Source organism: Proteus vulgaris (genome assembly GCF_033708015.1).
GTDB lineage: Bacteria > Pseudomonadota > Gammaproteobacteria > Enterobacterales > Enterobacteriaceae > Proteus.
In genome coordinates this window covers 2,098,119-2,111,394 of sequence record NZ_CP137920.1, presented here as the reverse complement: position 1 = coordinate 2,111,394, position 13,276 = coordinate 2,098,119, and the positions used below count along the sequence as shown (strand labels likewise).

Sequence of the window (13,276 nt, the reverse complement as noted above, 5' to 3'; positions counted from 1 at the left end):
TGAGGATCATTAATGAATGGGAACAAAGTAATCAATTTCTAAGGTTTTTGGTAGTTCCATTAAATCAACATCCGTTTCTATACAGATATATCTTTCAATATCAGCACCTAAGCGACGACATAAACCTAATGCAGGCAGGGTATAAAAATAAATTTTCATCGCGAATTGTTTATATTCTTCTAACGTTCCTTTAAATTGAAATCTGACATAACGTCCACCTTCAATCACCCTTTTTCTAAAACCGCTGGTTTTTGTAAAATGATCTAAGCTATTTAACCCAATTTCATAATCAATCTGGATTTTATTTTTACGTAATGTGTTAGGTTGGTATGAGATAAGCACCGTACTTTCTGAAAATTTTTTATCTGTATACAGTAAAAAATCATTCCAAAATTGGTGGCGAATATCTTCGTGTAATTTTCCTATATCTTCGATAGAGCAAAAATATTGATATTGCATCCCATAAACATAACTTTCAGGTAATTCCATAATTTTAGGGATCGGCAAATCAACAACATCAAAATTGATTGGCGGCTGAAAGTTATTACCACAAAGATTATCAAGTTTACGGTATTCTGTTGGTGTTACACCAAATGTAGCTTTAAAACGACGTGTAAATGATTGCTGAGAATCAAACTGATAACGCAATGCCACAGTCAGAATGGGCAATTTGGTTAAACGTAATTCTGTTGCCGCTTTTGTTAAGCGTCTTCCTCGAATATACGAAGCAAGTGTTAACCCTGTTGCTTGTTTAAATACGCGTTGTAAGTGCCATTTTGTATAACCAGAACGGATCGCAACATCATCAAGTAGCAACGGTTTTTCCAGATTCACCTCAATCCAGAGAAGAAGTTCTTTGATAATTTCTATATTAAAGGTGGATAAGGTATTTGAAGGGGTAAGCCCATTGTACTGAGATGACATGATAATTTCCTGAAAATATTTTGTTCAGTTTACACAAAACTGATACCCATATATTATTACATACTTATGGTATGTTTTTAGGGTTTTATCATGAAAATAAAATCACGGCAACAAGAGAATTCAGAGCAAACGCGTGCAGCATTACGTGAAGCCGCACAAGAACTATTTATAAATCAGAGTTATTGCGATGTTTCTGTCGATGAAATATCACGTCATGCAAGAGTAACGAAAGGGGCTTTTTATCACCACTTTAGTAATAAAAAAGCCCTATTAAAAGAGTGCTACCTTTTTCAGGTTGATAAAGTCGTTGAAAAACTCGTGCAAATTCCTATCTATGATGATAAGTGGCAAGAGTTAGACGCTATTTTTAGTTTCTGTGTTGATCATATTTATCAACATAAAGATAAGCTTATTCCCTTACAAGAAATAATTTCCGTCTTAGGCTGGAAGGAGTGGGACGAAATTGATTCACAAATTCTTATCCCTCGAATTAAAAAATGTGTAGATATTCTTTATGACAAACAGGAAATTTGTACCTATTCTCCTGATATTGTGGTGAATTTAATTTATGGATTTGTTACACATATTGCGATTAATTTAAAAAATGAAGCAACACTACCTGAAAATGCTTGTAAGGACTTTAAAACAATATTTTCTGATTTTTTAATGGGAATAAAACAATCTTCAATAAATGCCAAAGGCCATAATTAACATAAAAATAATAATCGATATGATGTACATTAGATAAACATAAATAGAGTAAAGGATCAGAGTATCATGACAATAGAAGTGCCTAAGAGTCATTTCACCGCAACGGGTATTGTCTTTAATGAGCAGGGCAAATTTCTTCTCCATTTACATTCTAAAATTGGTTGTTGGTTACCCCCAGGTGGTCATATAGAAGAAAATGAAGAGCCACAAGATGCAGTATTAAGAGAAATTGAAGAAGAAACAGGTTTATTGTGTGAGTGCCTTTGCTATCAACCTGAATTTAGCCTTAACCTAAATAACCATGATGTTATTGAGCTTGTAAAACCGCTCGCCATTTTAAAAGAACCTATTCACGATAAAAAGCAAGGGTTTCATTATCACATCGATATGATTTATCTTTGTAAACCGTTAAAAAATAGCCAATTAACAAATAAATCTTTCCAATGGTTTTCTTTGGAAGAAATAAAAAAAATAGAAACACCATTAGATGTGATAAGACTTATTGAACTAACTGAAAAACTATTAATAGAAAAAATTATTTAAATTTCTTAATAAAGTTAAATTATTCATAATAAATAAACAATAAAAGCATTTTTTAGAAAGTGCTTTATTTTTATTGGAAATAAAACATTTTGCAGAAGCCATTATAAATAATTTTTAAATTAAGTAAATTAATGTTAATAGGATATGTACCTATTAGAACGTAAAATGAAAACATAAAAATAAAATGACAAAAACTAAAAAATAATTAATAAATTATCTTTTTCTGAGTGAAATCACCTTCATTGCGGGATATTATATAATTAATTTCTATCTAGATAGATAAAACAATCGTTTATTTAATAAATGAAAAATGGTTTTTACTGCACTCTAAAGTTTTCCCTCATTATTACCGACATTATAAACAAAGGCAGATCCTACGCGCCTTTATATTCTAATGAATAAATTTTAGCCTTATTTTATTTACACTAGGGAATATGCTCTTTGTCAGAGAAAGAGTGCATTCTGATATCTTACAAATGTACAGATAAAAAACTCTGTATATTTTGATGGAATATGACCATGTTTAAAAATATCAGTATAGAAAAGACCGTTAAGGTCATGCTGGCCATTTTATTTGCGTTGATTATGAGCATTATTTATTTTAGTTATGATGCTTCCTCTCGATCTTATAATAATTTTGTTTCATCAAATAGCTTAAGCCAGCAAATGCTACTTATGGGTAAAGCGCGATATCAAATGGCCGTGATCAGAGCAAATATTAATGGATTAGATGGACAATTACGGGTTAATGAAAAGCCCTCAGCAAAATATTTTCACCAAACCGCAGAATATATTGAAATAACGCGTGAAGAGATCCACCGTTGGTCAGATACAGAAAAACTGACCTTAGAAGGACGAGAATTAGCGGATGATATGACAAAGCGTTTTGATGAATTGCTTGATATCTTCACTGGTGCACTAGATAGACTACGTAAAGGTGAGCTAACAACACACTCCGCCAGTGCTAAAATGGATGAACTAAATGATATTACTATGCAATATTATGCCGTTGCTAATAGTATTGAGAATAGCTACATCGATATTGCAAAAACATCTCAAGAACGTTTAATACTGGTATCAATCACGACAAGCATTCTTGTTATTCTTTTATTTATTATTATATTGCGTTGGTTCTCCCATACTTTTATTGGCAATATCAGAATATTAATCAATATCTTTAGTAAAATGAGCCAAGGCGATTTAAGTATGCGTGTAGATAATCATGGTACTAATGAATTTGGTCAGTTATTCAACGAAATGAATAAGATGAAGAATTCATTAAGTCATATGATTTCTTCCGTGAAAAATGCGGTTAATACCATCAGCGTGAGTGCAAGCGAGATAGCGACAGGAAATACCGATTTATCTTCCCGTACTGAAGAGCAGGCTAGTGCATTGCAAGAAACTGTTGCGAGCATGGAGCAAATTAAAACAACAGTTGAGAAAAATGCAGATAATTCACGTGAAGCAAGCAAACTCGCACTAACAGCAACGGCATCTGCCCAAAATGGCGAAAATGTGATGGATAGTGTGATCGAGACGATGTCCTCCATCTCTGAAAGTGCGAAGAAAATTGCAGATATCAATGACATTATTAATAGCATTGCCAATCAAACGAATATTTTGTCATTGAATGCCGCTGTTGAAGCCGCGAGAGCTGGTGAGCAAGGTAGAGGATTTACTGTTGTGGCATCTGAAGTGCGTAGTTTAGCCAGCCGTAGTGCGGAAGCTGCGAAAGAGATCAATGAGTTGATTACACATTCTGTTAATAAAGTGCATATTGGTTCGCAGCAGGTTGCTCAAGCTGGGCGTTCAATGTCAGAGATCGTTACAACCATCAATCAGGTAAATGACTTTATGCAACAGATTGCACTTGCTTCTAATGAGCAAAGCATGGGGATTAACCAAATCGCGTTGGCGGTCAGTGAAATGGATACTGTTACTCAGCAAAATGCCGCATTGGTTGAGGAATCAGCGGCTATAACAGCGAATATGGATGATGAAGCTCATCAATTAGCTAAATTGGTTTCACAATTTAAAGTCGATGAAGAGAAAAAGACTCGTTCACACTTTGAACCTACGAAATCAATAGAACTTATTGATAATCAATAAAAATAAGTATCATATCGATAATACGTAAAATAAACCCCCTTGCTAATCTATGGTGAAGGGGGTTTTTTATTACATTTATTCTTAATGCTTAAAACTACGCTTTGACCTGATTAACACACTCATTACCTGAGGCCACATCTTTAATATTATGCAGCGTTGTTTCACTAATACTAATTAATGCTTCTTCTGTTAGGAAGGCTTGGTGTCCAGTGAACAACACGTTGTGACAAGAAGAAAGTCGACGGAAAACATCATCTTGAATAACGTCATTTGATTTATCTTCAAAGAAAAGATCGCGTTCATTTTCATAGACGTCCATTCCTAGTGCACCAATTTTGCCTTGTTTTAGTGCATTAATGGCAGCCGCAGAATCAATTAAAGCGCCTCGACTGGTGTTAATAATCATCACACCATTTTTCATTTGTGCAAAAGCAGTTTCATTTAATAGATGATGGTTATCTGCGGTTAATGGGCAGTGTAACGAAATCACGTTAGAGTTTGCATAGAGTGTTGGTAGATCGACATATTCAGCACCTAAATCAAGTACGGCTTGATTTGGATAAGGATCATAAGCAAGTAACTTCATGCCAAAGCCTTTTAATATGCGTAATGTCGCTAATCCTATTTTACCTGTACCGATAATCCCAGCAGTACGATTATGCATATTAAAGCCAGTTAAGCCTTCTAATGAGAAGTTAGCATCACGAGTACGTTGATAAGCTCTGTGTATACGACGATTAAGTGAGAGCATCATACCAACAGCATGTTCTGCAATAGCCTCTGGCGAGTAAGCTGGAACACGGACAACAGTTATACCTAATTCAGCCGCAGCTTTTAAGTCGACGTTATTGAATCCTGCACAACGTAATGCAAGGATACGGATATTAAGACCAGCAAGCTCTTGTAAAACCGCACGATTTGCATCGTCATTGACGAAAATACAAACAGCATCAGCGCCAACGGCATTTTTTGCGGTTTGTTCTGTCAAATTAAAATCGAAATATTCAATATCATAATGATATCCATTATGTTGATTAACCCATTCCATGTGCTTACGATCATAATGTTTAGTACTATAGGAAACGATTTTCATCCAGTCTTCTCTACTCTCGATTAAATTTTTATTCAGAGGCTGGAAAAACAAGAATTATCCAGCCCCAATATGAAAGAAATTAATACTATCATTATAAACAATTTAACGAGGTAAGTGGATGATTCAGGTTTGTTTAAAAGGAATATGATGTGTTGTTAAGAAAAACAATCAAATGGACAGGGACGATACTACTAGGCGTCGGTCTAATAGGCACTGCTTTATGGGTGTCTATTCCTCGTTGGCTACCTGCTGTTGCCCATTATTACTTACCTGAAGGTGTATTACTTTCTGTATCTCAGCCCAAGTTACAGCGTATGGGGATTTCAATTGAACACATCGCATTAAAGACAGAGAATTGCACTTTAGCTAATCTTGATAACTTCGTTTTTTCTTATCACAAAGCGCAGATTGATAAACTTCAATTTAACAGCCAACAACTTGCCATTGATGAACAATGTTTTTCAATGATGCCTACAAGTAAGCAAGAAGAAACAGCAACGGTTCCTCTTGAGATAAATTCATTACTAACTTCAATACCTCATTTATCTGTCAATATCGACAATGTGCTTTTTAAAGAAAATGTTCGCTACCAAGGTGCATTACAATTAAAAACACAAAACAATGGGCGATTAATCACTTACCAAGGAAAAAATGCCCAACTCGGTCTTTTTATTAGAGATAACCAGTGGCTAGATATTAAACAGCTTAAAGTGAATTTACCTGATGATAATAATATTGAACTTGCCGCTGAAATAGCACTTCCTTTAAATATCGCGTCATTACCTGAAAAAGGAACAATTAATGCCACGTTATTAGCTTCTCATTACCCCCATCCTTTAGTTTTTATTCTGGAATGGATAGGGCAATCTGGCACTATTTCAATTGCTGAACAAGGTGGGGGGCATGCATTAGCTTTATTGCCGTGGACTGTAACACCTGAAAATATTGCCATTGAGCAAGGGCGTTGGGAATGGTTTGGCGTAGATCAACCGTTGCGAGGCGGTGTAAATATTAATATTGGCCAATGGCAAAAAGGTTTGGCTGATTTAAGATTAACAGCACGATTAAATGTGATGACAGAAGGTAAAGCAGGGAAAGGAAATTTAGTCTTATCGATCCCTGAAACGGCAGTAAATTGGTTAGATGCTGAAATTCCTATTCAAATCACGGGTGTTGTTAATAAAGAATTAATGCAAGCCAGTGCACAATTACCTGTTAAAGTCACTGGCATGCTGACAGATCCTACTATTGAATTTCAATCTGGATCTTTATTTCGTTTTAAAGGGCCCGTCACTGAAACACTGACTATCACAGATGCGCGTTTACCTTTAGCTGGGACGACACTTTCATCAAAAGGTTTTAATGGGCGTTTAAATGCGATAGTCGTTGCCCAAGATAGTATTTGGGGTGATTACCGCATTCATTTTCAAGGTAAAGCGATTGATTTTTTACCTGATAATGGGACTTGGCAATGGCGCTATTGGGGGGATGGAAATTTACTCCCATTAAAAGCGCGTTGGGATATTGCAGGAACAGGTTATTGGGCTGATAAAGTAGTGAGTTTTGAAAAACTCACTACAGGTTTTGATGTTTTAAAATATCAAAATACAACGATGACGGCGCCTCGATTATCGTTAGAAAGCCCGTTTCGTTGGATAAGAGATGAGCAAAATCCCGTATTTAATGGAAAGTTAAAATTAACGAGTCAGCGTATTGATTTTCCTGAGGGCGGTTTTTTAGATAGAGCCGACTTTATTGCCACAGTTAATGGTGATTCTCCTTTTAACTTTAATGTAAAAGGAGAATTAAGTGCGAAGCCAACTATAGGACCTATTGCAATAAATACGCGGTGGGATGGTGCAAGATTAAGAGGGCAGATGCGTTGGCCTTCTCAACCCATCAATGTCTTTCAATCACTTATTCCAGCAGATTTAGGAATGACTCTTGATAAAGGGGAATTATATACGCAAGCTGATTTCTCTATTGCGCCAGGACAAGGATTGATGGCTGGTGGACACCTTGTTGTTAAGCAAGGTGGTATGTGGCTTAAAGATGGTGTTCTAGAAGGTTTAGATTTTATCTTGCCTTGGCGTTTAAACGGGGATGAGTGGCAATTAGGGGTTAAGCAACCTGTCCAGTTACGGATAAAACGTGTTAACAATCTTTTTGAAATGACTGATATTACAGCAGATTTACAAGGCTTTTATCCAGCAACTGAAAGTAAGCCGTTAGTTTTATCTAACGTTAATGTAGCGATGCTTGATGGAACAATATCTTTAGCCAAATTAGCGATACCACAACATGATGCTGCGATTATTTCTATTGATAACATTCAATTAAGTCATCTATTTACTCTATTAAAAGTGACGCAATTTGCAGCATCGGGTAAAGTGAGTGGAGAATTTCCGTTCTTTATTAATAATAATCAGTGGATTATTAAAGATGGTTGGTTGGCTAATTCATCTTACTTGACGCTAAGACTGGATAAAGATTTTGTTGATTCAATTGACGAGAATAATATGTCAGCAGGCGTTGCTATGGCATGGTTGCGTTATCTAGAAATCAGTCGTTCTTGGACTCGTGTTAATTTAAGCAATTTAGGTGAGTTAGTCTTAGAGGCTGAGATCCAAGGAACAAACCCTCTTGAAGATAAACGTCGTCAGGTTAATTTTAATTATCGGCACGAAGAAAATGTCTTCCAATTATGGCGAAGTTTACGATTTGGTTCACAATTGGAAGAGTGGTTAGAAAAAAGCTTATCAGATTTAGGGAGTGAGTCAGAGTGAAACCATTATTTTTAAAAAAACTATTTTTATTAATGTCCTTAGTGATGGAAATTTCGGTGCTAACAGGATGTATTAGACTAGAAGTGGCCACACCGGATAAACCGATTAACATTAATATGAATGTTAAAATTGAACATGAGATTAATGTAAAAATAGATCGCCAAGTGGAAGATCTCTTAAAAAATAACAGCGCCATTTTTTAAAGGGTAAATGATGAATTATAAAAAATATCTCTTAAGTTTTGGGCTAATAATGGCTTTAACGAGTATGAATGTTATGGCATTAACACTTGATGAGGCGAGATCACAAGGATTAGTAGGGGAAACTTTTAGCGGTTATATTGAACTGGTACAGACAAACAATAAACAAGCTCAACAGCTTGTTGATGAAATCAATCAAGCTAGAAAAGCAAAATACGCTGAAATTGCCAAAACTAACCAAGTAACACCCGATTCTGTTGCTAGGCTCGCGGGTGAAAAATTAGTCGCAAGAGCTAATGAAGGTGAGTTTGTGAAAGGTATTAATGGTAAATGGGTAAAGAAGTAGTTAATTTTTAACTAGATATTTAATGCCATTTTATTTTTAAAAAGCACGATATATGATAAATTTCTATCGTGCTTTTTATCATTAATCATTATCATTAAAATTAACAATATCGTCATTTATCATGATACTAAAATGAATGTTTGAACTTATATAACCAGAAGAGGGAGGCATATTATCTTTTTTAACGTAGTTAACTAAAAAATAAAATTCAGCCTCACCATCAATCAGTTCTTCAGTAAATTCATTCTTTTCATTGAGATTTATGGGTCTTTCTTCTTCATTGTACAATAATTGAAAAGCAATATTACTGCTTGCCCTATCGTCACTAATGGTATTTTTTAAGTAACCTGTTGAACTATCAATACTCGTATTTTCAATTTTTAAGCGAACATTACCATGGCTTTTAGAACAATCTTTGATAGTAATAAGGATAATGTGAGGATCAATATTCGCTAACTCTCCTTTTTCATATGATAAAAAGTCATTTCCATTAATAGAAAGACGATCATTTATATTTTCATAGATATAACTTATATCGCAGCTTAATATCATATCATGATCACCACGCCTTGGGGGTGATGAAAATGAGAATGATGAATAGAGTAAAGTAATAATTAAATAGATGATGTATTGTTTTTTTTTCATATTTAAGATTTTTATTATTGAGCTATTGACAATTGATTTCTTTTTTTATCAACGCTTTTTGCTTATCACTAGCGTTTATTTCATAATCAAACTGGCATTGTTTATCGTCTCTCAGCTTTACTTTTATTAATCCATTATCAGGGATGCCAGAAAGGAAAATAATATTATTTTCTGTTACTAATCCTTGTGAAATAATGTTATTTTTTCTATCCAATACAATAACTTTTGATGCGAAAGGGAGAGGCGTTTTTGATTTAAAAATAACACGGTAGCCCATTTTCATTGGGAAAATAACTTTAGGTATTGCACCAAATGTAGGAATAACATTTTTACTATAATATTCAGTTTCAACGGATGAAGGAAGTGATTCAGCATTTAGCTGGATCCTATTTATTTGATAAGGTGCTATATTACTTAAAATTAAATTACCCAAAATATCTGTTTCCAAATTTGATGAAGATGATGTTTTAATACCAGTAATGCCTTGTGTATTCACTAATGCAAAGGTCTTACCTAAACGAGGGGCTAGAGTAACACCTTCTGAATGAAGCACTAATGCACCATTAACTGCAAAATTTAAGTTGTAATTATCTTCTGACTTATTTCCAGAGAAAAGGTAAGATTGATAATTATTTTGATAACGTGTATGCATAGAAAATTGATCAAATTTTCTTTTAGGATGATGTGCATACTGATAGTTTACTGAATACCCTAAATTATTATTAAGTAATGTTCCTCCAATATTTGTACTGCTTGCATAACGGTTATTATTTACTTGATAATCTGTTTGGTTATTGAACCAATGATGATGTGTATTATTTCCTATCGGAATATTAAAATTAAATGAAAGATAGTGTTCTGAATAATATCTTTCTTTTTTAAAATCATATTTTAAATTATAATTTATTTTATTTATTGAAGATGAAAAGGATGTTCTAGTTTCAAATGTTTTAGATGAATTATGATAGGATTTATCATGGTAGTGTAAAGATAAATAACCTAGTTTATTAATGCCTTTAGATAAAAAGAATGAATAATTTCTTTTTATCTTTTTTTCTACTAAAAAATTATCTAAATAATGATAGAATGATATTCTGGACGTAAAATAAGTTTGTTTTTCTGGCATGCTTTTTTGATAACTAAATTGATGTTTTACTTTATTGTTATCAGTTTTCTCATAATTTATATCTGATGATAAACCACCTAATATACCTAAATCCAGAGATAGTCCAAATAAATAATTTTGTCTGTTATCGTGTTTCTTTATTGCGCTATAAGAAGTAATTTTTTGACTAAGACCATATGAAAATTCACCTAAAAGAAAAAGTGCTTTTTTATTATTAGGATGATCAGGTAGCGTACCTGATACAATATTATATTGATAGATGCCTTTATTTAATTGATTAGGCAATGATGTGAAATAATGTGTTGAAGTTTTGACTCTTCCGTCTGCTTCTTTGATCTCTAAAGTAAGTTTTTCACTACCTATAGAAGGTAATGAATTTAGAAGAAAAGGCCCGGGAGGAACCGTTTTCTCATAGATGACTTTATCGCCTTGTTTTATGATTACATCAGCTTGAGTATCTGCAATGCCTTCAATAATAGGGCTATTAGCATAGAGCGTATTATTTGCAATTAGATTGTTGGATATTAATTGAAAGCCAATTATTTTCTCATTTGAAAGTATTCGAGTTGTAGGTGAAAATTTACCGCCATAAAAAAAAGAAGAAAAATAATTAATTTGTCGGTATGCATAAATTGACGAAAGCTGAGACTGATAACGATCTCTAGTCCAATCTATTCCGTTTCGACTACGCACACGCCAAGCACCGATATTGATACCTGAGTGTAAATTAAGTTTTTGCCCAATAGGTTTTTTTTGATGATATTTAATTGAATATGAATATTGAGTAAATAAAGCTGTGATCCCATCATCCCAGCTTTGTTCATCAATGACATAGTCTGTTTTTTTGATTAATGCTTTTTGTGGGATAATTAAATTTAATTTTTGATTAGAAAATTGGTATTTAAAATCAATTGAATAATCGCTTAACAGTATAGGATCTGAATTTTTTTTATTGATCGAATAAAAATCAGTATCAATACCCAAAGATGTTAAATCTTTGATAGAAAGAGAAGGTGTTAATTTATTTTCTACATCTTTGTAATAAATAAGTTTTACCATTTTTTTTCTATTATTAATATAAATAATAGAATGATAAAATCCCTCAGGTTTTTTATTTTCAAGAAGCTGTTTAATTTTTTCATCACTAACATTAGAAAATAGACTAGAATAAAGAGAGATGGTGTTATTTTTTGCGATAGCTTTGCTATGAAAGATAATCATTAGAATAAACAAAGTTAATTTTCTTTTTTTTAATTTAATCATCATTCATTATAGCCTTATCTATTGCTTTTATTTCCACACCATACTGGTCAATTGTTTTCCATTTTATTAATCCATCTTTTTTAATTTTGTTTTTTGTGTTATATTTTTTAAATGGTGGAATGGTTATACTTTTACTAATTAATGAAATATTTTCAAGATGAACATTAAGTAAAGTAATAAAATAAGGTGTGGGATTGTTTATAATAAATTCATTATTTTGATTTTTTAAGAACTCTATTTTTTTATATGCATCTACTGCATTTTTTTCTATTGATATAGGTCTATATATTAAGTTATAAACAGAGTTTATTGAAATATGTAATAAATTTTTATTATCATCTGAATCAGATAATACAGGTATTCTTTTAATGTTTATTTTATATAGTGTTTCTCTGTCTTTTTTTTCTATTTCATCAATTTTAAAAATTTTCAAAGAGTAGTCTTCATCTTTCTCTATTTTAAAGAGTGGTGGGGTGATCATAAAAGGTAATTCAGAATCATTATTTTCATCATAATGTGAAATCCAACTCTGTATAAAATAATCACTATTTATACTATTCTTTATTTCAATAACTTCTTGGTTTTTGCTCTCAATAAAGATAAATTTATCCTTGTTTATTTCTATTGAAGTATAACCATAAATAGGAAGAGAGATAGCTATATATAATATAGTGAATTTAATTTTATTAATCATTTTCTATTATTTTATGATGAGGTATAATATAAAAAGAATATTAAAACAAAGCTGGATAACCAGCTTTGTTAGTTTTATAGATATTAATCTACAACGACATCGCTATAAATAACATCAAATGCTAAGCTAGACTTTACTAAGCCTGGAGTTGCATCTAATCCATTTGGTTTCATATAATTGATTTCAAATGAAAAATCCGCTGTTTTAGTATCTGAATCAATATTTAAATTAAATTCTTTAGGTTTTTCATTACTTAAATCAATGATATTTTTATTTGCATCAAAAATGGCGATATCAACATTACTGCTATTTTCCACTTGGTTTTTTAATAACCTTTTTGCTTGTTTTGGAATTTTTAACTGAATATTAGCAATGCTATCATTACAATTGGAAAATTGGATGAAAAGTGGTTGAGCATCTGTTTTTGCTATACGGTCATCCCCGAAATTACTTGCTTGAACAGGGGGTAATAGAACAGGTTGTATATCTTGTAATTGACAAGTTGGATTTGCTGTAACAGACCCATTAATTGTAATTGTACCTACATTTTTTTCTGTATGTTCAATAGCATTTGATTGAGCGGATAAAAAAAATGTAGATAGGACAATTATTGAAAGTAAATTCTTTTTCATTTCAAATTCCATTTCTTGAATTAATAAAGTTATTTAATAGTCTCTAATCTCTAGAAACAATAAAATATTACATAAGTTTATTTTCCATTCAAAATTAATTCTAATTTATCTTTTTATTTTCACGCTGAATGAAAGAATAAATGATAAAAAAAAGTCATTAAAATGGCACGTGTTAAATTATTTATTTAATAAAATATTTTT

Annotated in this window: 12 protein-coding genes; 6 read left to right on the top strand and 6 right to left on the bottom strand. The window is 32.4% G+C overall.

The features are described 5' to 3' along the window. Positions 1-9: 9 nt before the first annotated feature. Positions 10-924: a helix-turn-helix domain-containing protein gene (locus SB028_RS10020; RefSeq protein WP_069369104.1), complete on the bottom strand. Its 915-nt coding sequence runs from the start codon at positions 922-924 to the stop codon at positions 10-12. A gap of 90 nt (positions 925-1,014) precedes the next feature. Here SB028_RS10020 and SB028_RS10015 point away from each other — a divergent pair, with 90 nt between their 5' ends. The 3 genes from SB028_RS10015 (at position 1,015) to SB028_RS10005 (ending at position 4,290) form a co-directional block, all read left to right on the top strand. Then, positions 1,015-1,635: a TetR family transcriptional regulator gene (locus SB028_RS10015; RefSeq protein ID WP_069369105.1), complete on the top strand. Its 621-nt coding sequence runs from the start codon at positions 1,015-1,017 to the stop codon at positions 1,633-1,635. Between the two features lie 66 nt (positions 1,636-1,701). Next, a complete protein-coding gene (locus SB028_RS10010; RefSeq protein WP_069369106.1) occupies positions 1,702-2,178 on the top strand; it encodes an NUDIX hydrolase in 477 nt (158 codons plus the stop codon). A 519-nt stretch (positions 2,179-2,697) separates the two neighbouring features. Then, the gene (locus tag SB028_RS10005) at positions 2,698-4,290 is read left to right on the top strand and encodes a methyl-accepting chemotaxis protein (protein WP_069369107.1); all 1,593 of its coding nucleotides are present in this window, start codon (positions 2,698-2,700) and stop codon (positions 4,288-4,290) included. 94 nt (positions 4,291-4,384) lie between these two features. Here the strand turns inward: SB028_RS10005 and SB028_RS10000 are convergent, their stop codons facing one another. After that, positions 4,385-5,383 carry a 2-hydroxyacid dehydrogenase gene (locus SB028_RS10000; protein WP_069369108.1) on the bottom strand — a complete coding sequence of 333 codons (999 nt, stop codon included), beginning with the start codon at positions 5,381-5,383 and terminating at the stop codon, positions 4,385-4,387. 149 nt (positions 5,384-5,532) lie between these two features. On the opposite strand from SB028_RS10000, the gene SB028_RS09995 reads away from it, so the two are divergent. The 3 genes from SB028_RS09995 to SB028_RS09985 are packed head-to-tail and all read left to right on the top strand — an operon-like array spanning position 5,533 to position 8,715. Continuing rightward, positions 5,533-8,169: a YdbH family protein gene (locus SB028_RS09995; RefSeq protein WP_069369109.1), complete on the top strand. Its 2,637-nt coding sequence runs from the start codon at positions 5,533-5,535 to the stop codon at positions 8,167-8,169. Beyond that, positions 8,166-8,372 carry a YnbE family lipoprotein gene (locus SB028_RS09990; RefSeq protein WP_069369110.1) on the top strand — a complete coding sequence of 69 codons (207 nt, stop codon included), beginning with the start codon at positions 8,166-8,168 and terminating at the stop codon, positions 8,370-8,372. Before SB028_RS09995 ends, SB028_RS09990 begins: the two co-directional genes overlap by 4 nt. A 10-nt stretch (positions 8,373-8,382) precedes the next feature. Continuing rightward, positions 8,383-8,715 (top strand): YdbL family protein, encoded by a 333-nt coding sequence (locus SB028_RS09985; RefSeq protein WP_069369111.1) that lies wholly within the window; start codon positions 8,383-8,385, stop codon positions 8,713-8,715. 81 nt (positions 8,716-8,796) lie between these two features. Here SB028_RS09985 and SB028_RS09980 read toward each other — a convergent pair whose 3' ends face one another. The 4 genes from SB028_RS09980 to SB028_RS09965 all read right to left on the bottom strand — a co-directional run bounded on the left by SB028_RS09980 (position 8,797) and on the right by SB028_RS09965 (position 13,075). Beyond that, the gene (locus SB028_RS09980) at positions 8,797-9,360 is read right to left on the bottom strand and encodes a fimbrial protein (RefSeq protein WP_141002575.1); all 564 of its coding nucleotides are present in this window, start codon (positions 9,358-9,360) and stop codon (positions 8,797-8,799) included. A gap of 22 nt (positions 9,361-9,382) precedes the next feature. Next, positions 9,383-11,752, bottom strand: coding sequence for a fimbria/pilus outer membrane usher protein (locus SB028_RS09975; RefSeq protein ID WP_318859371.1), 2,370 nt, complete (start codon positions 11,750-11,752; stop codon positions 9,383-9,385). Further along, on the bottom strand, positions 11,742-12,443 hold the full coding sequence (locus SB028_RS09970; protein ID WP_069730306.1) for a molecular chaperone: 702 nt from the start codon (positions 12,441-12,443) through the stop codon (positions 11,742-11,744). The genes SB028_RS09975 and SB028_RS09970 overlap by 11 nt, the downstream gene beginning before the upstream one ends. Before the next feature lie 83 nt (positions 12,444-12,526). Beyond that, positions 12,527-13,075 carry a fimbrial protein gene (locus tag SB028_RS09965; RefSeq protein WP_069730307.1) on the bottom strand — a complete coding sequence of 183 codons (549 nt, stop codon included), beginning with the start codon at positions 13,073-13,075 and terminating at the stop codon, positions 12,527-12,529. Between the last annotated feature and the right edge of the window lie 201 nt (positions 13,076-13,276).

What these genes read in the sequence shown, in the direction of transcription:
- SB028_RS10020 (WP_069369104.1), bottom strand. Translation starts at nt 924, where the DNA reads ATGTCATCTCAGTACAATGGGCTTACCCCTTCAAATACCTTATCCACC.
- SB028_RS10015 (WP_069369105.1), top strand. Translation starts at nt 1,015, where the DNA reads ATGAAAATAAAATCACGGCAACAAGAGAATTCAGAGCAAACGCGTGCA.
- SB028_RS10010 (WP_069369106.1), top strand. Translation starts at nt 1,702, where the DNA reads ATGACAATAGAAGTGCCTAAGAGTCATTTCACCGCAACGGGTATTGTC.
- SB028_RS10005 (WP_069369107.1), top strand. Translation starts at nt 2,698, where the DNA reads ATGTTTAAAAATATCAGTATAGAAAAGACCGTTAAGGTCATGCTGGCC.
- SB028_RS10000 (WP_069369108.1), bottom strand. Translation starts at nt 5,383, where the DNA reads ATGAAAATCGTTTCCTATAGTACTAAACATTATGATCGTAAGCACATG.
- SB028_RS09985 (WP_069369111.1), top strand. Translation starts at nt 8,383, where the DNA reads ATGAATTATAAAAAATATCTCTTAAGTTTTGGGCTAATAATGGCTTTA.
- SB028_RS09980 (WP_141002575.1), bottom strand. Translation starts at nt 9,360, where the DNA reads ATGAAAAAAAAACAATACATCATCTATTTAATTATTACTTTACTCTAT.
- SB028_RS09975 (WP_318859371.1), bottom strand. Translation starts at nt 11,752, where the DNA reads ATGATGATTAAATTAAAAAAAAGAAAATTAACTTTGTTTATTCTAATG.
- SB028_RS09970 (WP_069730306.1), bottom strand. Translation starts at nt 12,443, where the DNA reads ATGATTAATAAAATTAAATTCACTATATTATATATAGCTATCTCTCTT.
- SB028_RS09965 (WP_069730307.1), bottom strand. Translation starts at nt 13,075, where the DNA reads ATGAAAAAGAATTTACTTTCAATAATTGTCCTATCTACATTTTTTTTA.